This window comes from Streptomyces herbicida, from assembly GCF_032656585.1.
Classification (GTDB): domain Bacteria; phylum Actinomycetota; class Actinomycetes; order Streptomycetales; family Streptomycetaceae; genus Streptomyces; species Streptomyces herbicida.
The window spans coordinates 161,415-179,831 of sequence record NZ_JAUYWJ010000009.1 but is presented as its reverse complement, the minus strand read 5'-3'; the positions used below and the strand labels follow the sequence as shown (position 1 = coordinate 179,831).

Below are 18,417 nucleotides of genomic sequence, written 5' to 3'. Positions count from 1 at the left end.
GCCGGAGGGAAAGGGACCCGATGAGCGGCACCCTGAAGGAAACGGTCGGCCGGTACGGCATCTGGAGCGTCGGGCTCCGCTCGGAGGACCCGGCCCGCCGCGCCGAGATCGCCGAGGCGGCCGCCGAACTGGAGGAACTCGGCTACGGCGCGGCCTGGTTGGGCGGCAGCAGCGCAGCCCACCACGCCGTGCCGCTGCTGGCGGCCACCTCCCGGCTCGCCGTCGGCACCAGCATCCAGAGCATCTGGCAGTACGAGGCCGACGCGAGCGCCGCGGCCTTCGCCGAGGTGGACAAGGCCCACCCCGGCCGCTTCGTGCTCGGCCTCGGGGTGAGCCACGCCAAGCTCGCGGACCAGTACCGGCGCCCGTACTCGGCCCTGGCCTCCTATCTGGACGTCCTGGACGCGGCCGGGGTCCCCGCGAACCGCCGGGTCCTCGCCGCCCTCGGCCCGAAGACCCTGGAGCTGAGCCGGGACCGGGCGACGGGCGCGGTCCCGTACCTGGTCACGCCCGAGCACACCGCCCAGGCCCGCGAGATCCTCGGCGAAGCGGCGCTGCTGGCACCGGAGTTCATGGTCGTCCTGGAGACCGACCCGGCCCGCGCCCGCGCACTCGCCCGCGAGAGCCTCGCCCTGTACCTGACCCTGCCCAACTACACCAACAGCTTCCTGCGCCTGGGCTTCACCGAGGACGACCTGGCCTCCGGCGGCAGCGACCGGCTGGTCGACGCGCTGTACGCATGGGGCGACGAGGCCCGGATCAGGGACCGTGTGACCGCCTTCCTCGAGGCGGGCGCGGACCACGTGGCGCTCCAAGTGGTGGACGGCGGCTCGAGGGACGCCCTGCCGAGGGAGGCGTGGCGCAGGCTGGCGACTGTGCTGGCGTGACCGGAGGCGCCCGAAGGGGCGCGGGGAACTGCGCGATCAGCCACAACGGACCCGTAGCCGCCGTACGACCGCAGTTCCCCACCCGTTACGCGTTTTTGAACTCCTGCCGCTGACGCCCGAGCCCCTCAATCTCCAGCTCGACAACATCCCCGCCCCGCAAGAACGGCTTCGGCTCCGGCTGCCCGAGCGCCACCCCCGCCGGCGTACCGGTGTTGATGACATCACCGGGGTACAGCGTCATGAAGTGACTGACGTACCGGACGACTTCCGCGACCGGAAAGATCTGCTCGGCCGTGGTCCCGTCCTGCTTCAGCTCACCGTTGACCCACAGCTTCAGCGACAGATTCTGCGGATCCGGAACTTCGTCGGCCGTCACCAGCCACGGCCCCAGCGGATTGAACGTCTCGCAGTTCTTCCCCTTGTCCCAGGTGCCGCCCCGCTCGATCTGGAACTCCCGCTCGGACACGTCGTGCGCGACCGCGTACCCCGCCACATGCGCGAGCGCCTCCTCGGCCGACTCGACGTAGCGGGCCGTACGCCCGATGACGACCGCCAGCTCCACCTCCCAGTCGGTCTTCTCGGACCGGCGCGGCACGAGCACGGTGTCGTTCGGCCCCACGACGGTGTCCGCGGCCTTGAAGAAGATGACGGGCTCGGCGGGCGGCTCGGCCCCCGTCTCCCGGGCGTGGTCGTGGTAGTTCAGCCCGATGCACACGATCTTCCCGATCCGGCCCAGCGGCGGCCCGACCCGCAGCCCGGGCGCGTCGAGCGCGGGCAGTTCCCCGGCCTCGGCGGCGGTCCGGACCCGGCCGAGCGCGGCGTCGTCGGCGAGCAGCGCCCCGTCGATGTCGTCCACGATCCCCGACAGGTCCCGCAGGGTCCCCTCGGCGTCGAGCAGCGCGGGGCGCTCCGCCCCCGCCGTACCGACTCGCAGCAGCTTCATGGTCACAATCTCCCTCGATCGCGAACGCCCCGCCGATGGGTGCAGCCATCGGAGGACTGGTCGATCCTCCAAGGTCGACGTCCAGTCCGCAATACCCGGTTCACGTACTGGACCGTAACCAGACCCGCCTCGGCAATCCCTCAAAGATCCGCCGGCGATCCGCCGGCGATCCCTCAGCGATAGAGCACCGCGCGCTCCACGGCGCTCCAGGTCGTGCTGGTCACGACATACAGGGCGGCGGCCAGCGGCACCACGGCGACGGTGACGATCGTGAGGTACGACATGAAGGGCATGATCCTGCCGACCGCGGCGAACCCCGGGACCCGCTCGTCCCCGTCCCCCACCGGCAACGGACCGCCGGCGGCCGCCATCCGCTTCGTACGGACGTAGTTGAAGGTGGCGACGGCGGCGACGACGGCGAAGAGTGCGAGGTAGACGAGCCCGGCGCCCCCGAAGACCCCACCGTCGCCGAGGGCATCGGCCCATCGCCCGCCCAGCGGCGCCGCGAACAGCTGATGCGTCAGCAGCCCGTTGCCGTCCCCGCCGATCGTCGAGTTCGAGAACAGGTGGTAGAGGAGGAAGAAGGCGGGCAACTGGAGGAGGCTGGGCAGACACCCGGACAGCGGCGCGACCTTCTCCTCGGCATGCAGCTCCAGCACCGCTTTCCGGAGCTTCTCCGGATTCTTCGCGTGCTTCTTCCGCAACTCGGCGACCTTCGGCTGGAGCGCGGCCCGGGCGCGCTGACCACGGGCGGCGGCCCGGGACAGTGGATGCACGAGGAGCCGTACGAGCGCGGTGAACACAATGATCGCGGCGGCGGCCGCGGAGGCGTGGAAGAGCGGCTGGAGCAGGTCGGCGAGCCGCTCGACCAGGTTGGCGAAAACGGACATGGGTGAGCCCTCCGTGGGTCTCGTCGTGCCGAGTGATGCGGGATGGCGGCATGACGACCCGCGCGGGGTCACCCACGTGTGTCGGGGTGATCGCCCTACGCGGTGGTCGCCGGGAGGGCGTTTCCGGGCGCTCGCGGACGCGGCCGCCCCGAGGCGTCGGGATCGCGTTGCGGCAGGAAGGCCGTACGGCGGTCGCGGTCGCGGATGGCCGTACGCACCCGGGTGGGCGGCACGGCGGGCGCGCAGCGCGCGGCAATGAGCGAGCAGACGGCGAGAGCGGACCCGGCCGCGGCGGTCGCGGCGAGCGCGACGGTGGCGGAGAGGGTGCCGGTGTCGAGGAGCGCGATGTCGAGCAGCAGGAGCAGCACGACGGCGGCGGGACGCGGGGATGCCCAGCGGCGAACCATGAGCTGCCCCTCCCCTCGACGACCTGAACTCGGGTCTACGGCCCGTCGTACTCCCGCTGCTTATGCGTGTCCGGTCTCGAGGGGCTCCAACAACCGCTTGGGCTTGAGGAGCGCACGGCTGACCGGATCGGCCGGGTCGGGATCGAGTCCCGGTCCCGGCGTAATGAGGACGTCCGCAGGGGGTACGAAGGTTCCGCAGGCGGGGCATTCGCCGTACGGCCCGAGTTCCGTACCGCAGTCCACGTGCCGGAAGTAGCGCAGCCGGGTCTCACTGAAATGCTCGCGCCCCCAGACCGCGAGCGCCCGCAGCGCCGGCCACAGGGCGATGGCGCGGTCGGTCACGACGTACTCGTCCCGTGGCGGCGACTCCTGGTACCGGCGCTTTTCGAGGATCCCCTCCTCGGTGAGCGTCTTCAGGCGGGCCGAGAGGACGGCGCGCGGGATGCCGAGGTGGACGAGGAAGTCGTTGTAGCGCCGGACGCCGTAGAGCGCGTCGCGGACGACCAGCAGCGTCCACCGCTCGCCGACGACCTCCAGCGCGCGGGCGATCGAGCATTCCTGCGTCGCGTAGTCCTTGCCCAGTGCCATGGCGTCCACCTTAGCCACTTTCCGAAGTGTTGGTTCAATGACCGAACCGACGGTGTTACGGTACACCCATGACAAGGTTCAATGAAAGAACTCTCCAGGCAGAGGCAGCCACGCCCGCAGCCACGCAAAGCGCACCGCACACGGCAGCGCACACGGCAGCGCACACGGCAGCGCACGCGGCAGCGAACGCGGCACCAAAGTCGGCACCGAAGGCTGAAGCACCCCCGCACCCCCGGGCCACGCTCGCCCTGACCAGCGCCGCGACGGCGGTGGCGCTGATGACGTACACGGCCCCGGTGGTCACGCTCCCCGGCACGGTGGCCGCCCTGCACACCCCCGTCTCCGCCCAGGCCTGGCTCCTCAACGGCACCCCGCTGGGCCTCGCCGCCCTGCTCCTGGTGGCGGGCAGCCTGGCCGACGACTACGGACGCCGCCGCATCTTCCTGCTCGGCACCCTGGCCCTGGGCGTGACGACGGCCCTCAGCGCCCTGTCAACCACGACCTGGGTGTTCACGCTGACCCGCATAGCCCAGGGCGCGGCCAGCGCGGCGATCCTGGCGAGCAGTCTCGGCCTGCTGGTGGCCGCCTTCCCGAGCCCGCGTGGCCGGCTGCACGCGACGGGCGTGTGGGGCGCCTTCGTCAGCGGCGGCATTGCGGTCGGCCCGCTGATCGCCGGATCACTGCCCGACTGGCGGGTGGCGTACGGCGTCCTGGGCGCGGCGTCGCTGGCCGTGGCCGCGCTGGCCGTCCGCCCCCTGGCAGAGTCCCGCTCACCGCGGGGCGGCCGTCCGGACCTGCTGGGCGCACTCACCTTCGGCCCGGCGCTGGTGGCACTGGTCGCGGCGCTGACCCTGGGCCGGGACGGCTGGCTGCGGGCACCGGTCGAGCTGCTGTTCGTGGCGGCCGTGCTGCTGCTCGGAGTGTTCGCGCTGGTGGAGCGGCGCGTGCGCACCCCCATGATCGACCTGGGCCTGCTGCGCCACCGCCGCTTCCTGGCGTCCTCGGCGGCCGGCCTGTTCACGGGCCTGACGGTGATCGGCCTGTTCAGCTTCCTCCCCGCGGTGCTGCAGCAGGCGCTGCACATGACGGCCATGAATACGGCCTGGCTGTTCCTCCTGTGGTCCGGCCTGTCCTTCGGGGTGGCCCTGCAGGCCAAGCGCCTGGCGGGCCGCGTGGCCCCGCGCCGGCAAATGGCCATCGGCTTCCTCCTGCACGCCGCCGGCGCCCTGACGATGCTCGGCGCGATAGCCGCGGGTTCCTGGCCCCGCCTGATCCCCGGCCTGATCCTCGGCGGCGTCGGCAGCGGCCTGCTGAACGCCGCGCTGCCCCTGCTGGCGGTGGAGTCGGTCCCGGTCGCTCGCGCGGCCATGGGCTCCGGCGCCCAGCAGACGTTCCGCTACATCGGCTCCTGCGCGGGCGTGGCCCTGACGATCGCCCTCGTCACGTCCTCTTCCGGCGGCCTCGGCCAGGGGACGAACGTGGCGATCGTGGTGTCGGCGGCGCTGGCCGTGGTGGGGGCGGTGAGTGTGGTGGCGCTGCGGGAGCGTGGCTGAACGACGTCCGTCGGCCTACGACCGGGGCCGCATCGAAGTCAGCTTCCCCCACACCACCATCCGGTACTTGGAAGTGAACTCCGGAGTGCAGGTGGTCAGGGTGACGTAGTACCCGGGGTCGTCGTAGCCGTACGCGGGCCTCACAACGGAGCGCGGTACGGGCCGTACCACGCCCGAGTCCCGGGACGAGGTCCGCGGAAGGATCTTGTCGACGCTGTACGTGTACGTCGCCGACCTGGTCTCGACCTCCACGACGTCCTTGGGGCGCAGCCGCGGCAGATACCGAAACGGCTCGCCGTGGGTGTTCCGATGCCCCGCGACCGCGAAGTTGCCCGCCTGGCCCGGCTGTTGGGTGCCGGGATAGTGACCGACGTACCCCTTGTTGAGGACGTTCCGCTTGCTCACCCCCTCGGCGACCGGCACACGCAGGTGGAGTCGGGGGATGGTCAGGATGGCGTACGCCTGGGAGCTTCGCGGAAGCGACGAGCCGACGGTGACGTACGACGACCGCTGCCGCCCGCCCGCCCCCGAGCCCAACGTCGGAGAGGAGGACTCCACGGAAGGCGCCTCGGTGCCGGCGGACTCCCCGGAAGAACCGGAGGAACCGGAGGAACCACCCCCGCCCCCCGTCCCCCACTCCCGCTCCAGCGCCTCCACCTTCCGCTCGGCTCCTCGCCTGGCCTCCCGATTGGTCCACCACAACTGATGCACGACCAGCAGCAGGAGTACGACCCCGACGGTCACGAGGACCTCACCCCCGGCCCACACCGCCCGCCGGCGCCGGGCACGCCTCCGTCGGCTGCTGTGCTGCACCACGCGAACGACGGAAGCCCGCATACGAACGCCTCCCTCACCGGCCCCGGGACGCCGCCCGCACGATAAGGCGCACACCGCCAACTCGCCAGAGCCGTGGGCATTCCTGCCGGACACCGGCCGTACATCTGCTTCGTACACGGTTCTCTCCGGAAAGACGGTCGCCGTACCCTTCGCGGCGAAGTCGGCGCAGACGCTCCAGGTGGACGCAGTGGCGGCGTGAGCCGCCGCACAGGCCCCGGTCCCGGCCCCACAGGAATCCGGAAATCCTGACGCCTCCGTAGCTCTGCCGACCAGCGCATACCTCTCCCTATGTCATAGGTCGGCAGTACGGTGTCCCCCATGCGCCCCGACACGCCTGCCGAGAACGTCGACCACACCGCCGAAGCGGCACGCCTGGAGCGGACCGCCGGCCTGTACCCCGCGGACGCCGAGGCCCTGCTGCTGCAGTCCGCGGCCCACCTGGAACTGGCCGGCGACCGCCCCGCCGCGACCACGCTCTACGACCGCCTGCTGTCCACTCCGGACGCGTTGGAGAACCCCCACCTGGTACGGGCCCTGAAGGCCTCGAACCTCTGGGAGTACGGCCATGAGGCCGAGGCCCGCGCGATCATCGACGGAGTCCGCGCGTCCGCCCCGCGGGACGCGGCCCCCTGGGTGATCGTCGCCGAGGCCCTGGAGTCCCACGACGAGTTGGAGGCGGCGCAGGCCACGTTCACGGAGGGGACGACCCTGCTCCTGACGGACGTGACGGAGCCCCCGTACTCGACCCGTCCCCTCCTGTTCGGCCGCCACCGGGTACGCCGCATGCTGGGCCTGGCCCACGACGACTGGGACGCCCTGGCGGACACCCTGCACTCCTCACCGGTGTCCCTGGACGAGCTGCACGACCCCAAGCGGGTGTGGTCCCTGGGCTCGGACAACCCGGCGGAACTGGAAGCGGAGATCTCCCGCCTCCGCGCGGAACTCGGCGCCTACCGAGAGGCACTGTCCCGCCCCTTCCCGGTGGCCGTGCTGCACTGGCCGCAGGGTGAGCTGGAGGAGCTGGTAGAGGCTTACCCCGCCCTGGCGACCGAGTACCCGTCCCGCGAGGAACACCTCACGACGATAGAGGCCTCGCTGCGGGAGCTGGCGTCCTCCGGGACGCCGAACCTGGGAATCGTGACGGGGACGGTGCCTTCTTATGAGGCGTTCGCTGCGTCGGAGGGGGCATCGCCGGGGGACGTGACCTTGCTGCCGCAGTATGCGACGACGCTGGCGGCACGGGGGCGGGCTGTGGCTTGGCCTCCGCAGAGGGGGGCGGGGTGTTGGTGCGGGACAGGGCAGGCCTACGGGGCGTGTCACGGAGCCGAGTAGACACTTCAGCCCCGAACACTGGCGTCCTACTTGAGGCTGTGAGCCCCGGCCTTACGGCTGGCTGGGGCCACCGACCTCTTGCCACCACTCTCGGTGGTACCGGATATATTCCTGGTGCACCCTGTGCTTCTTGTGCGTCTTGAGTTTTGCCCGCACGTTTTCACCGAACACTCCAGCGCGCACAATGATCGACCAGTCGTCCCCGATGAGAATCGACCCAATGTCCAGTCGCACATGACAGTTAGGACAGAGGCACAGGATGTTCCTCTCAACGTCTGGGCCATTGTGTGGCGTACCTAGGGGCTTTATGTGGGCACCTTCGCTGTACGACTTCCCATCTGGACCAGCCAAACGAAGGCCACATATCTGGCACTCATCGCCGTAGAGTTCCTTGATGCGTCGCGCCGCGGCAGCATCGCGCACTATGCGCTGTATGTGCGTCGCGCGCGTCATCGGAAACTTCTCCCCGTCCGGCCACTCGTGATCCCTTCGCTCGTCCGATCCACTCTCCGATTCGTCGTCGAGCAACTCTTCCTGCCGCTCCAACACCGAGGCGATCCCACGCTCCGCGGAGGTCAACTCCTGCTCAGGGCCAGCAAGTCGCTCCAAGTCAAACTGGCATATCTCGACGGGTGAGCCGTCGGGGGCTGAAGATTTAGACATGGCGGTACGGACGGCGGTGATCTCGTACAGGCCGTCATATCGGTAGCTGTCGGGAAGCGAATACCGCTGGTCACCTTCAGGGCCGCGAATTATTCGAATCCTATACCCACGCTCAAAACTAAGCTTCAGCGCCGCATTGTCTCGGTACTCCCAGGATTGGCTCCGCAGGAGCGTCCTACCGTCCTTGCTCTTGTCTTTATCCGGCGAGGCGCCCGTGTATTGAATCCAGTTCCAACCATCCTCATCGTCTTCGTACCCCCCGTTCAAGACGATGGCGTCCGCAACGTAGCTGCCGTCCTTGTCTTTCAGCCGAGAGATGCCTCGCATGGTGTCGCCATGCAGATTGGCGTTCTTCACATCCGTCCGACGCGGGAAGACCGCACCAGGGACGACGCCGTGTATGTGACCGATGACTCGCTCTCCCATAGCCCCATGGTCGCGCATGCTGATCACTCGTGTCACACATCAAGCGAAAACTTGGCTGGTAGCTGTAGGTCCGTGATCACCATGATCCTAACTACCGACCGCTTCCCGGAGTTCGGCAGCCGCGTTGCGCCGCCACGGAACCCGTATAGGTCTCGCGGGTCAGGTCCTCTGGCCCAATACCTAGCTCGGCCAGGACGGAACGGATGTCGTCGAGGGCCTTGCTCACCTCACCCTCGTCGACAAGCGTCTCCACTTCGAGAAATGTCCCGTTGATCTCAGGTACACGGACGAGGGTGGCGAGCATACGGCGGCCGCGCGTCACGAACTCGTAGTTACGACAGCGCTTTTCGAACGCGATGACCTCGACGCAACCGAGACCGCGCAGGATGGCGTGCGCGGCTTCTGCATCCTCAACGAGTGTCTCGTGCTCGGGCTTGGATCCCGAGTCTTCGTCAACCGCGGCCTCCTTGAAGGTGAGCAGCGTCCGTGTGCTGTCCGCCCCGTGCACCGTCCGGACGCGCAACTCCTGGTCCTCCCTTTCCAGCGCGTCGTCGGGACGGTCGTAATACGTATCCCGGTACACCTCGACGCGTGCCGTGGCGCGCTCGTCCAGGTGCCTCATGACCGACTCCGGTGAGTGGACTCGGGCCTTCAACTCCGCCTCGATCACGGGCCCTTCCCCTCTCGTCGTCACACCGTGCGCCGTGCGTCGGCAATGACGGCCTCAGACATCGCAGCACATGGGAGGGAACACGATGACCGTCACTGTCCGCGAGTCGTACCGGCCGTTCCCTCGTCGATGACGACGAGTTCGACATGCTCGCCGCGTTCTGCGCCGACGAATACGGCCTGGAAGGCTGCGTCGCCGAGCGTATCGTCGACCAGGCGCTTGCCCTGGTCTTCGTCATGGGCTCGACGGGCGAGGGGGCCGACATGGCCCCGTCCCAACAGGTCGATCCGGGATGGCACACGCTCATCCTGCACACCAGCTGGTACGCCGGCTGGTGCGAGCGGCACTTCGGGTACTTCCTGCATCACCAGCCAAACTCCAATGTCCGCACTCGCGGGCTGATGGTCGATGTCGTCGGCAGGATCCGTGAAGCCGGATTCGAGGTCGATGAACGGCTGTGGGGTACAGCGGCCGACTGCAATCCGCCTGCCTGCTGCGGCGACGGACCCTGCTGCTGACCCATGTTCCACCCGTCAAAGCGGGCCGGTTCTCTCGTTGGCCGGCCCGCCACCCCCACGCGAGAAACGAACTGACACACGTGTCCCTGACCGAGCTCCCCGCGACCAGCCGCGTGACGGTATTCCTCCCCGACAGCCTCACTGTCGCCTACACGACGCAGTCCAGTGATGAGCGCTGCCTGGGTGACATCGGGCTCGTCACCGTCGTCAGCGAGCAAAGCGACGGGGAAGAGTTGTGGCGCCTGGCTTTGGATCTCGGTGGACGCACAGGTGAGGGAGACCGGGCACGGTGGATCCTCACTCAGGCAAGCTGCGCTCGGATGGTCGCGACATACAGGGATCTGCCGAACGCGACGTGGATGGCGCACATCCGGCGCCGCTTCGACCTGGGCGCGCTCTTTGCGAATCACGGGGTCCTGATGACCGGACGGATCGTGCTGTCTGAGAGCTGAGGTCTGAGGTCCAACGTCTGATCCAACCTCATCGATCTTCGATACCGAATGAGACGATCGGTGCACCACCACAGCTATCTATGGATCGGGCCGAAGGCGCGTTTCAATGACGAAGCCCTGCGGCGACCTCCGTATCCCGGAGCCGCCTCCAGCCGGAAGCAGGCCGGAGCTGATTCAGCGCTATCGCGAGGTCGCGGTGGAGTTCCCGGTCGTCGATCTTCCGCCACTGGAAACGGCGTACTGGCTCGTGAAGCCGCGTTCCATGGTTCGTGGCACGTGGGATGAGGCCACCGTTGCTGGTCAACTCCTCTGCTGCGATGCTGAGTTCAGGGGCAAAACCCTCAAGAAAAATACCCGCCCGACGGCAAGTCCCTGGGCCACGGCCCCGACTACGCGTCGAAGACACCGGTCACCTACTCCACGGAGACACCTGAGGCACGCAAGCTGTGGTGGCGGATCCGCGGAGCGCTGAAGTGGCCGCAAAGGGCGCTCGTGATCACGCCCCCGCGCCGCGGATCGCGCTCCACAGCTCCGCCATCTCCTCCCCCACCTCAGAAGCCGACAACAGCAACGGCTCGTCGTACTCAGGTACGGGCGGGAAGGCGATCGCTCCCGCCTCCGTCGCGATCAGGTACGCCGGCAGGCCGTCCACCGCGTGGAACTCGCCGATCGCTGCCGCCGTGGCGCGGCCCGCGGCTACCTGGGACAGGGAGAGTGCCGTCGAGCCCATCACCCTGGTCGTGCAGTGGCGGGCGGAGAGGGCGGCAAGGAGGGTGTCCAGGCCCGGCCAGTGGGCGTGGGCTGCCCATTCCGTGAGGAAGATGTGGCCCGTGAGGGTGGTGTGGGTGGCTGCCTGGATAGGGGTGCCGTTCAGGTGGGCGCCCCTGCCTCGGATTGCCGTGAACGTCTCGCCTCGCCAAGGGTCGGCCACCAGGCCGAGCAAGGGTGTGCCGTCGGGGGCTGCCAGGCCCAGGGAGAAGGAGCACCAGCCGATGCCGTGGGCGTAGTTCGTGGTGCCGTCCACCGGGTCCACCACCCAGTACGGGGCGTTCGGGGTGGCCGGCTCGTGGGTGCCGTACTCCTCGCCCTCGATGCCGTGGGTCGGGAAGGCCGATCGTAGGACCGAGCGGACGTGGGTCTCGATCGTCTCGTCCGTCTGCGTGACGATGTCCGCCGGGCTCGCCTTCTCTCGTACCCCGCCGTCACGCGGGCGGCGGATCGCCTCCGACGCCCAGGCGGCGAGGTCGGTCGCGATCGTCAGGGCTCGGTCGAGGTCCAGGGCTTCGGCCGGGTGCTGTGCGGGATCATCCAAGTCGCTGTCGTTCACGGTGTCACGGTCTTGTAGAGGTACGTCTGCTGTCCAGACGTGGACTGCCGGGTGCCGGGTCGCATGCGCGCCGGGATTGATTGGCAGCTTGCGGGTGGGTGGCTGAAATCTTTTTCGGCGTTCGGCGACGGATTTTCCGGTCGTGGCTGGTCTTGATGTGGAACGCAAGCCACCACCGCTGGGAGTGCCTGATGTCCGAGACAACCTTTGAGGCCGCCGTCGTCACCGGAGCCGGCCGTGGCTTCGGGCGCGCCATTGCCGCCGCGCTCGTCGCCGGAGGAACCCGTGTTGTCGGTGTCGCCCGTGAGGAAGGGGAGCTGCGCGCCGTGCGGGACCTGCTCGGTGAGGGGTTCACTGCCGTCGTCGGCGATGCCACCGACGAGGGTCTCGTGCGGGACGTGATCCGTGAGTACCGGCCGGGGCTGCTCGTGCTCAACGCCGGGGCCACCCCGCACATGGCTCCCCTGCAGGAGCACACCTGGGAGACGTTCAGTCGGAACTGGCACGTCGACACCCGGCACGTGTTCCTCTGGAGCCGGGCGGCGCTCGTGGAACCGCTGGCGCCGGGGAGTGTCGTGGTCGCGATGTCCAGTGGGGCCGCTCTGGCCGGGTCTCCGCTCAGTGGTGGGTACGCCAGTGCCAAGCAGGCCATCCGGTACATCCGGGGGTACGCGGCGGAGGAGTCGGAGAGGGGTGGGCTCGGTATTCGGTTCGTTGCGTTGCTTCCGCAGCTGACGCCGGCCACCGGGCTCGGCTCCGTCGGGGTCGCGGGGTACGCCGCCCGGCAGGGGGTCGACCCGGACACCTTCGTTGAAGGGCTCGAGCCCATTCTCAGTCCGGAGCAGGTCGCCAAGGCCGTCGTCCACGTCGCCGGGGACTCCTCCAGCGCTTCGGAGTACCGGGTCAGCGGTGCCGGGCTGCGTCCGCTCGGCTGAACCGCGTGACAATGGAAATGGCCGTACCACGGGGAGCCGCCGTGATGACGTCCGACAGCGACTTCGCCACCCTGGCCGAGCCCTACCGTCCCGAGTTGCTCGCGCACTGCTACCGGCTCCTGGGGTCGATTCATGACGCCGAGGACCTGGTGCAGGAGACCTATCTGCGGGCCTGGCGCGGGTATGGGCGGTTCGAGGGGCGCTCCTCGGTGCGGCGGTGGCTTTACAAGATCGCGACGATGGCCTGCCTCACGGCCCTGGAAACGCGGTCCCGGCGGCCGCTCCCGTCAGGGCTGGGCGCGCCCTCGGACGATCACCGGGTTGCTGTGGCCGACCGTGATCCGTCGGTGCCGTGGCTCCAGCCGGCACCCGACTCGCTGTTCGGGACCGGAGACCCGGCGACGGTCGTGGCCGGGCGGACCGGAGTGCGGCTGGCCTTCATCGCCGCGCTTCAGCTCCTGAGCGCGCGGCAGCGGGCCGTGCTGACCCTGCGCGACGTGCTGGCGTTCCGCACGACCGAGGTCGCCGAGATTCTCGATACGACGGCTGCAGCTGTTGACAGTGCGTTGCGTCGGGCGCGGGCCCGCCTGGCCGAGGCCGGGCCGGTCGAGGATGATGTGGCCGAGCCGGACGAGGGGGCGCTCCGGGAGCTGCTCGACCGTTATGTCGACGCGTTCACCCGGGCCGACGCCGGCGCGCTGGTGGAGCTGTTGCGGGCCGACGTCGAGATGGAGATGCCGCCGATCCCGACCTGGTTCACCGGTCGGCAGGCCGTCATCGGCTTCCTGAGCGGTCGGGTCCTGCGCAGCGACCTGTGGCGGATGGTGCCCACCCGGGCCAACGGCCAGCCCGCCCTCGTCGTCCACAAGCATGCGGGTGGCGCTCTGTACGAGGCCTACGGTGTCCAGGTTCTGACGCTGATCGGGGCTCGGATCGCTCGTATCACGGCCTTCAACGAGCCAAGTCTCGTGCCTGCGTTCGGCCTTGAGGCCACGCTCACGGTCTGAGGAACGCGGCGATCCTCGTGCACAGGGCCTTCGGCCGGTCCGTTAGCCTCGGCCGCGGAACACAGACAAACGGAGGCAGGCATGGCGAAGGTTCCCAGCTCGGTGATCGCCGCGGGCGGGCTCGTCGGCGGGTACGGTGTCGCCCGCTGGACCAAGAAGAGGCCGCTGGGCGGGGCTGTACTGGCCGTCGCCGGCGCGGCCGCCGCTCAGCAGTGGCGCGCGCAGGCCGGTGCGAAGGCCGCGGGGGCGCTGACCGCCGCGTATGTCGCCGCCTTCGCCGGGTCCCACCCGCTGGCCAAGAGGGTCGGCGCCTGGCCGTCCGTCCTCGGCGCCGCCGGCGCCGTGGCCCTGGCCTCCTGGGCCGTCGCCGACCGCAGGGCCTGACGGCAGGACCTTTCAGGAGTTCTCAGGCGGTCGGTACCGGCTCCCCCTCCGTCCGCTTGAACGCCCGCCGGTACGCCTGCGGGCTCGTCCCCACCACCCGCCGGAACCGTTCCCGGAAGGCCGTCGGCGAGCCGAAGCCGGCCTGGGTGGCGATGCGTTCGACGGGGTGCGCGGTGTTCTCCAGCAGGTACTGCGCACGCCGCACCCGCGCCCGGTGCAGCCACTGCAAGGGCGTCGTGCCGGTCTGTTCGCGGAAGCGGCGGTTGAGGGTACGGGTGCTCATGCCCGCCTGAGCGGCGATCTCGTCAAGGCTGAAGTCCCGGTCGCAGTTGTCCTCCAGCCAGCTCAGCAGCGGCTCCAGGGTCGCGCCGGCCGGGGCCGGGGGCTGGTCGTGGACGATGAACTGGGCCTGTCCGCCCTCCCGTTCGAGGGGCATGACGCACAGACGGGCGGCGTGCGCGGCGACCGCCGAGCCGTGGTCCCTGCGGATCATGTGCAGGCACATGTCCATCGCGGCGGCCGCGCCCGCCGAGGTGAGGAACTGTCCGTTGTCGACGTACAGGACGTTCGGGTCGACGGTCACCTCCGGGTACATCGCGGCCAGGTCCCGGGCCGCGGCCCAGTGGGTCGTCGCGCGCAGCCCGTTCAGCAGGCCCGTCGCCGCGAAGACGAACGCACCCACGCAGATCGAGGCGACGCGCGTGCCGTTCGCCGCCGCGGTGCGCACCGCCTCCGCGACCTCCGGCGGCAGCGGGACCGTGGGGTCGGCGACGCCGGGCAGGATGATCGTGTCGGCCTCGGCCAGCTCCTCCAGCCCGTACGGCGCCCGGACCGTGAACGCCCCCGCCGCCGCGCTCACCTCCTCCGCGGGCGAGCACACCCGCACCCGGTAGGCTGCCCGGCCGTCCGGCAGCCGGGCCCAGCCGAAGGTGTCGATCGGGGCGGTGAGGTCGAACGGGACGACCTCGTCCAGCGCGAGTACGGCCACGGTGTGCATGGCAAGAAGGTAGCCGTGCGACGGATTGTCGCCAACCGGTAGGGCATCTGCCTCGGTCGGCGTCCGCTACGGTGGCGAGAATCCGTTGGCTCATGGCAGTACTGCCACTTCTGCAAGATCCACGGCCCGCCTAGCGTCGCCCCGTGACCAAGTTCCTCCTCGCCGTGCATGTGCTCGCGGCCATCGTCGCCGTCGGCCCCGTCACCGTCGCGGCCAGCATGTTCCCGCCCGCCGCCCGCCGCGTCCTGGACTCGCCGGACGACCTCCGGGCGACGGAGACCGTCGGGCTGCTGCACCGGATATGCCGGGTGTACGGGGTCGTCGGTGTCGTCGTTCCCGTCTTCGGGTTCGCCACCGCGAGCAACATGGGTGTGCTCGGCGACGCCTGGCTGATCGTGTCGATCGCGCTGACGGCTCTCGCCACGCTCGTGCTGGTTGCGCTGGTGCTGCCCCGGCAGAGTGCGCTGGTCGAGGGCGGCGGCACGCGGGAGGCGACTGTGCGGCTCGCCATGTTCACGGGGCTGTTCAACCTGTTGTGGGCCACGGTCACGATCCTGATGATCGTGCGGCCGGGGTCGACCACAGGCGCGTGAGCCCCCGGCTTCTGCGCCGGGATCGCGGTGGGCGCGCGGCTGAACAGGTGCCGCTCGCTGGTGGCGGGCGGGTGCGGGTCGCGCAGCCCGGCGCTGCGGGGTCCCGCTGCGCCCACCCTTCCTCAAGTGATCATGCGGCCTTCGCCGGCGCCACCGTCAGCGGACGCGCGATGTCCTCCAGGGAGCGGCGTTCCGCGCGGACCGCCAGGACCGCTGCCACCAACCCCGCCGCGCACATCAGCGACGCGCCGATCTGGAAGGCCAGGACCGTGTCGGCGACCTTGCCCGTGCCGGTGAGGTCGGCGAACAGGAGGGGGCCGCTGATGCCGCCGGCCGCGGTGCCGAGGGCGTAGAAGAAGGCAATGGACATGGCCCGGGTCTCCATCGGGAAGACCTCGGACACCGTGAGGTAGGCGCTGGAGGCGCCCGCCGAGGCGAAGAACAGGACCGCGCACCAGCATGCCGTCAGCGTGGCCGCGTTCAGGGAGCCCTGGCCGAACAGCCAGGCCGTGCCGAACAGGAGCAGGCCGGAGAGCAGGTAGGTCGAGGAGATCATGACCCGGCGGCCGACCGTGTCGAAGAGCCTGCCGAGCAGCAGCGGGCCCATGAAGTTGCCGATCGCGATGACGGCGAAGTAGTAGCCGGTGTGGTCCGCGGGGACGTCGAAGAACTTGGTCAGGATGGCGCCGAAGCCGAAGGTGATCGCGTTGTAGAGGAAGGCCTGGCCGATGAAGAGCGAGAAGCCGAGCACGGCCCGGCGGCGGTAGTCGGAGAACACCGTGCGGGCGATCTCCAGGAAGCCGATGCTCTTGCGCTGGTGGATCACCAGCTCGCCCTCGGGCTCGGCGAGCGGCTCGCCCTTCTCGGCCTCGACCTGCTTTTCGATCGAGGAGACGATCTGCTCGGCCTCCTTCTCCCTGCCGTGGATCAGCAGCCAGCGCGGGCTCTCGGGGACGTGGCGTCGTACGAGCAGGATCACCAGGGCGAGGACGGCACCCAGGGCGAAGGTCAGACGCCAGCCGAGGTCGGCGGGCAGGAGGGCGGTGTTCAGCGCGACGATGGACAGCAGCGATCCGGCGACCGCGCCCACCCAGAAGCTGCCGTTGATGATCAGGTCGACGCGGCCGCGGCAGTAGGCGGGGATCAGCTCGTCGATCGCGGAGTTGATGGCCGCGTACTCGCCGCCGATGCCGAAGCCGGTCAGGAAGCGGAAGAGGAAGAACCACCACGTCGAGAAGGAGACCGCGGTCAGGGCGGTGGCGCCCAGATAGACCGCGAGGGTGATCATGAAGAGCCTTTTACGGCCGTAGCGATCGGTGAGGCGGCCCCAGAAGAGGGCGCCGGAGCAGGCACCCGCCACATACAGCGCGGCCGCGACGCCGGTGATCTGGCCCGATGAGATCGCGAGTCCGCTGCCAGGCTCGGACAGGCGGCTCGCGATGTTGCCGACGACCGTGACCTCGAGGCCGTCGAGGATCCACACGGTGCCCAGGCCGATCACGATCGTCCAGTGCCAGTGCGACCAGGGCAGGCGGTCGAGCCGGGCGGGGATGCGGGTGGTGATGGTCCGGCCGGTCGCGGCGTCGACGGTGGTCATGGGCCTCCTCCTCGTCGAGGAACGCCCGTCGAGTGCCCTGAGGGGCGGGGTCTATGCCCCGAGCCCCCGCGAGACGGTGTAGATCAGCAGGCCGGCCAGGGAGCCCACCACGGTGCCGTTGATCCGGATGAACTGCAGGTCGCGGCCGATGTGGGCCTCGATCTTGCGGGTCGTGTGCTCGGCGTCCCAGCTCGCCACCGTGTCGGTGATCAGGGAGGTGATCTCCTTGCGGTAGGTCGTCACGACGTGCACCGCGGCGCCCTCGACCCAGCTGTCGACCTTGTTCTGGACCTTGGGTTCGGTGGCCATGCGGGCGCCGAGGGAGAGCAGGGAGGCGCGGACGCGCAGGCGCAGCTCGCTGCGCTCGTCCTCGGCCGCGGAGACGATCATGGATCGCACGGCCGTCCAGGCGGACGCGATCAGGTCCTGGACCTCGCCACGGCCGAGCACCTCGCCCTTCAGCCGCTCGACCCGCGCGCGGGTGTCGGTGTCGGACTGGAGGTCGGAGGCGAAGTCGGTGAGGAAGCGGTCGAGGGCGCCGCGGGCGGGGTGGGAGGGCATGTCGCGCATCTCGGCGCAGAAGCGGAGCAGCTCCTTGTAGACGCGTTCGCCGACCTTTTTGTCGACGAAGCGCGGGGTCCAGCCCGGGGCGCCGCCCTGGACGGCGTCCATGACCTGGTCGTCGTGCAGGACGAGCCAGTCGTGGGCCCGGGTGACGACGAGATCGACGACCCGTTTGTGGCCGCCGTCGGCGACGACCTTCTCCAGCATCTTCCCTATGCCGGGCGCGATCTCCTGGGCGTCGGCGCGACGGGTGATCGCCTCGCCGACCACCGCCTGGACGTCGGAGTCGCGCATGACCGTGAGGGCGCCGCGCAGGGCCGTGGCCAGCTCCGCGGTCACCCGGTCGGCGTGCTCCGGCTCCGCCAGCCAGGCGCCGAGCCGGCTGCCGATGCCGACGGTGCGCAGCCGCTGCCGTACGACGTCCTGGGAGAGGAAGTTCTCGCCGACGAATTCGCCCAGGGAGACACCCAGCTGGTCCTTCTTGTTGGGGATGATCGCGGTGTGCGGAATGGGCAGGCCGAGGGGGTGGCGGAACAGGGCGGTGACCGCGAACCAGTCGGCCAGGGCGCCGACCATGCCGGCCTCGGCGGCCGCGGCCACGTAGTCCGCCCAAGGGCCGGCGCCCTGGCCGGAAGCCCATTTGGCGAGGACGTACACGACGGCCACGAACAGCAGCATCCCGGTCGCCGTGAGTTTCATGCGCCGTACCCCGCGCTGCCGCTCCTCGTCGGCGGGGGTGAAGGCGCTCATGGATTTGTAGGACGGGGCACTGGTCTGTGGTGCCGTTGCCGCTTCCGCTTCCGTACGTTCCATTTGCTCCACCCGTTCGGTGATCCCGCACACATTG

The 18,417-nt window shown here is 69.7% G+C and carries 20 protein-coding genes and 1 pseudogene; 10 read left to right on the top strand and 11 right to left on the bottom strand.

Annotation, left to right across the window (positions count from 1 at the left end; all coding sequences use genetic code 11):
• Window positions 1-20: 20 nt before the first annotated feature.
• Window positions 21-887, top strand: a complete 867-nt coding sequence (locus Q8A52_RS20390) for an LLM class F420-dependent oxidoreductase (RefSeq protein WP_316754094.1) — start codon at window positions 21-23, stop codon at window positions 885-887.
• An 85-nt stretch (window positions 888-972) separates the two neighbouring features.
• On the opposite strand, the gene Q8A52_RS20385 is transcribed toward Q8A52_RS20390, so the two are convergent.
• From Q8A52_RS20385 to Q8A52_RS20370, 4 genes are all read right to left on the bottom strand, one after another.
• Window positions 973-1,830 (bottom strand): fumarylacetoacetate hydrolase family protein, encoded by an 858-nt coding sequence (locus Q8A52_RS20385; protein ID WP_316754093.1) that lies wholly within the window; start codon window positions 1,828-1,830, stop codon window positions 973-975.
• 173 nt (window positions 1,831-2,003) lie between these two features.
• Window positions 2,004-2,720, bottom strand: a complete 717-nt coding sequence (locus tag Q8A52_RS20380; RefSeq protein ID WP_316754092.1) for a YidC/Oxa1 family membrane protein insertase — start codon at window positions 2,718-2,720, stop codon at window positions 2,004-2,006.
• 95 nt (window positions 2,721-2,815) lie between these two features.
• Window positions 2,816-3,127 carry a DUF6412 domain-containing protein gene (locus tag Q8A52_RS20375; protein ID WP_316754091.1) on the bottom strand — a complete coding sequence of 104 codons (312 nt, stop codon included), beginning with the start codon at window positions 3,125-3,127 and terminating at the stop codon, window positions 2,816-2,818.
• 60 nt (window positions 3,128-3,187) lie between these two features.
• Window positions 3,188-3,715 (bottom strand): winged helix-turn-helix transcriptional regulator, encoded by a 528-nt coding sequence (locus Q8A52_RS20370; protein WP_316754090.1) that lies wholly within the window; start codon window positions 3,713-3,715, stop codon window positions 3,188-3,190.
• A gap of 68 nt (window positions 3,716-3,783) precedes the next feature.
• Here Q8A52_RS20370 and Q8A52_RS20365 point away from each other — a divergent pair, with 68 nt between their 5' ends.
• Entirely contained in the window at window positions 3,784-5,268 is a 1,485-nt protein-coding gene (locus Q8A52_RS20365; RefSeq protein WP_408649221.1) for an MFS transporter, read from the top strand.
• A gap of 15 nt (window positions 5,269-5,283) precedes the next feature.
• Here Q8A52_RS20365 and Q8A52_RS20360 read toward each other — a convergent pair whose 3' ends face one another.
• Window positions 5,284-6,105, bottom strand: coding sequence for a class E sortase (locus tag Q8A52_RS20360; RefSeq protein WP_316754089.1), 822 nt, complete (start codon window positions 6,103-6,105; stop codon window positions 5,284-5,286).
• Window positions 6,106-6,423: 318 nt separating this feature from the next.
• On the opposite strand from Q8A52_RS20360, the gene Q8A52_RS20355 reads away from it, so the two are divergent.
• Window positions 6,424-7,437, top strand: coding sequence for an SEC-C domain-containing protein (locus Q8A52_RS20355; RefSeq protein ID WP_316754088.1), 1,014 nt, complete (start codon window positions 6,424-6,426; stop codon window positions 7,435-7,437).
• Between the two features lie 51 nt (window positions 7,438-7,488).
• On the opposite strand, the gene Q8A52_RS20350 is transcribed toward Q8A52_RS20355, so the two are convergent.
• Both Q8A52_RS20350 and cyaB read right to left on the bottom strand, forming a co-directional pair.
• Window positions 7,489-8,526, bottom strand: a complete 1,038-nt coding sequence (locus Q8A52_RS20350; RefSeq protein ID WP_316754087.1) for a YDG/SRA domain-containing protein — start codon at window positions 8,524-8,526, stop codon at window positions 7,489-7,491.
• 91 nt (window positions 8,527-8,617) lie between these two features.
• Complete coding sequence (gene cyaB, locus Q8A52_RS20345; protein WP_316754086.1) at window positions 8,618-9,196, bottom strand: class IV adenylate cyclase; 579 nt, start codon at window positions 9,194-9,196, stop codon at window positions 8,618-8,620.
• Window positions 9,197-9,342: 146 nt separating this feature from the next.
• On the opposite strand from cyaB, the gene Q8A52_RS20340 reads away from it, so the two are divergent.
• From Q8A52_RS20340 to Q8A52_RS20330, 3 genes and pseudogenes are all read left to right on the top strand, one after another.
• Complete coding sequence (locus tag Q8A52_RS20340) at window positions 9,343-9,714, top strand: glycine-rich domain-containing protein (RefSeq protein ID WP_316754085.1); 372 nt, start codon at window positions 9,343-9,345, stop codon at window positions 9,712-9,714.
• Between the two features lie 80 nt (window positions 9,715-9,794).
• Window positions 9,795-10,166 carry a hypothetical protein gene (locus tag Q8A52_RS20335; RefSeq protein WP_316754084.1) on the top strand — a complete coding sequence of 124 codons (372 nt, stop codon included), beginning with the start codon at window positions 9,795-9,797 and terminating at the stop codon, window positions 10,164-10,166.
• A 60-nt stretch (window positions 10,167-10,226) separates the two neighbouring features.
• A pseudogene (locus Q8A52_RS20330) lies at window positions 10,227-10,476 on the top strand (hypothetical protein); the annotation flags it as partial.
• Between the two features lie 186 nt (window positions 10,477-10,662).
• On the opposite strand, the gene Q8A52_RS20325 reads toward Q8A52_RS20330, so the two are convergent.
• Window positions 10,663-11,493 carry an inositol monophosphatase family protein gene (locus Q8A52_RS20325; protein ID WP_316754083.1) on the bottom strand — a complete coding sequence of 277 codons (831 nt, stop codon included), beginning with the start codon at window positions 11,491-11,493 and terminating at the stop codon, window positions 10,663-10,665.
• Window positions 11,494-11,684: 191 nt separating this feature from the next.
• Between Q8A52_RS20325 and Q8A52_RS20320 the strand changes: the two genes are divergently transcribed.
• The 3 genes from Q8A52_RS20320 to Q8A52_RS20310 all read left to right on the top strand — a co-directional run bounded on the left by Q8A52_RS20320 (window position 11,685) and on the right by Q8A52_RS20310 (window position 13,819).
• Window positions 11,685-12,428, top strand: coding sequence for an SDR family NAD(P)-dependent oxidoreductase (locus Q8A52_RS20320; protein WP_316754082.1), 744 nt, complete (start codon window positions 11,685-11,687; stop codon window positions 12,426-12,428).
• Between the two features lie 11 nt (window positions 12,429-12,439).
• Complete coding sequence (locus tag Q8A52_RS20315) at window positions 12,440-13,435, top strand: RNA polymerase subunit sigma-70 (RefSeq protein WP_316754260.1); 996 nt, start codon at window positions 12,440-12,442, stop codon at window positions 13,433-13,435.
• An 81-nt stretch (window positions 13,436-13,516) separates the two neighbouring features.
• Window positions 13,517-13,819, top strand: a complete 303-nt coding sequence (locus Q8A52_RS20310) for a hypothetical protein (protein ID WP_316754081.1) — start codon at window positions 13,517-13,519, stop codon at window positions 13,817-13,819.
• Between the two features lie 22 nt (window positions 13,820-13,841).
• Here the strand turns inward: Q8A52_RS20310 and Q8A52_RS20305 are convergent, their stop codons facing one another.
• Window positions 13,842-14,816 carry a GlxA family transcriptional regulator gene (locus Q8A52_RS20305; RefSeq protein WP_316754080.1) on the bottom strand — a complete coding sequence of 325 codons (975 nt, stop codon included), beginning with the start codon at window positions 14,814-14,816 and terminating at the stop codon, window positions 13,842-13,844.
• 143 nt (window positions 14,817-14,959) lie between these two features.
• Here Q8A52_RS20305 and Q8A52_RS20300 point away from each other — a divergent pair, with 143 nt between their 5' ends.
• Window positions 14,960-15,409 carry a hypothetical protein gene (locus tag Q8A52_RS20300; RefSeq protein ID WP_316754079.1) on the top strand — a complete coding sequence of 150 codons (450 nt, stop codon included), beginning with the start codon at window positions 14,960-14,962 and terminating at the stop codon, window positions 15,407-15,409.
• Between the two features lie 130 nt (window positions 15,410-15,539).
• Here the strand turns inward: Q8A52_RS20300 and Q8A52_RS20295 are convergent, their stop codons facing one another.
• Both Q8A52_RS20295 and Q8A52_RS20290 read right to left on the bottom strand, forming a co-directional pair.
• Window positions 15,540-17,006, bottom strand: a complete 1,467-nt coding sequence (locus Q8A52_RS20295; RefSeq protein ID WP_316754078.1) for an MFS transporter — start codon at window positions 17,004-17,006, stop codon at window positions 15,540-15,542.
• Between the two features lie 51 nt (window positions 17,007-17,057).
• Window positions 17,058-18,413, bottom strand: a complete 1,356-nt coding sequence (locus tag Q8A52_RS20290; RefSeq protein ID WP_316754077.1) for a DUF445 domain-containing protein — start codon at window positions 18,411-18,413, stop codon at window positions 17,058-17,060.
• Window positions 18,414-18,417 lie beyond the last annotated feature (4 nt).

Excerpts from the sequence above, each read along its gene's own strand:
- Q8A52_RS20390 (WP_316754094.1), top strand. The coding sequence starts at position 21 with ATGAGCGGCACCCTGAAGGAAACGGTCGGCCGGTACGGCATCTGGAGC.
- Q8A52_RS20385 (WP_316754093.1), bottom strand. The coding sequence starts at position 1,830 with ATGAAGCTGCTGCGAGTCGGTACGGCGGGGGCGGAGCGCCCCGCGCTG.
- Q8A52_RS20380 (WP_316754092.1), bottom strand. The coding sequence starts at position 2,720 with ATGTCCGTTTTCGCCAACCTGGTCGAGCGGCTCGCCGACCTGCTCCAG.
- Q8A52_RS20375 (WP_316754091.1), bottom strand. The coding sequence starts at position 3,127 with ATGGTTCGCCGCTGGGCATCCCCGCGTCCCGCCGCCGTCGTGCTGCTC.
- Q8A52_RS20370 (WP_316754090.1), bottom strand. The coding sequence starts at position 3,715 with ATGGCACTGGGCAAGGACTACGCGACGCAGGAATGCTCGATCGCCCGC.
- Q8A52_RS20365 (WP_408649221.1), top strand. The coding sequence starts at position 3,784 with ATGACAAGGTTCAATGAAAGAACTCTCCAGGCAGAGGCAGCCACGCCC.
- Q8A52_RS20360 (WP_316754089.1), bottom strand. The coding sequence starts at position 6,105 with ATGCGGGCTTCCGTCGTTCGCGTGGTGCAGCACAGCAGCCGACGGAGG.
- Q8A52_RS20355 (WP_316754088.1), top strand. The coding sequence starts at position 6,424 with ATGCGCCCCGACACGCCTGCCGAGAACGTCGACCACACCGCCGAAGCG.
- Q8A52_RS20350 (WP_316754087.1), bottom strand. The coding sequence starts at position 8,526 with ATGGGAGAGCGAGTCATCGGTCACATACACGGCGTCGTCCCTGGTGCG.
- Q8A52_RS20340 (WP_316754085.1), top strand. The coding sequence starts at position 9,343 with ATGCTCGCCGCGTTCTGCGCCGACGAATACGGCCTGGAAGGCTGCGTC.
- Q8A52_RS20320 (WP_316754082.1), top strand. The coding sequence starts at position 11,685 with ATGTCCGAGACAACCTTTGAGGCCGCCGTCGTCACCGGAGCCGGCCGT.
- Q8A52_RS20315 (WP_316754260.1), top strand. The coding sequence starts at position 12,440 with ATGGAAATGGCCGTACCACGGGGAGCCGCCGTGATGACGTCCGACAGC.
- Q8A52_RS20310 (WP_316754081.1), top strand. The coding sequence starts at position 13,517 with ATGGCGAAGGTTCCCAGCTCGGTGATCGCCGCGGGCGGGCTCGTCGGC.
- Q8A52_RS20305 (WP_316754080.1), bottom strand. The coding sequence starts at position 14,816 with ATGCACACCGTGGCCGTACTCGCGCTGGACGAGGTCGTCCCGTTCGAC.
- Q8A52_RS20295 (WP_316754078.1), bottom strand. The coding sequence starts at position 17,006 with ATGACCACCGTCGACGCCGCGACCGGCCGGACCATCACCACCCGCATC.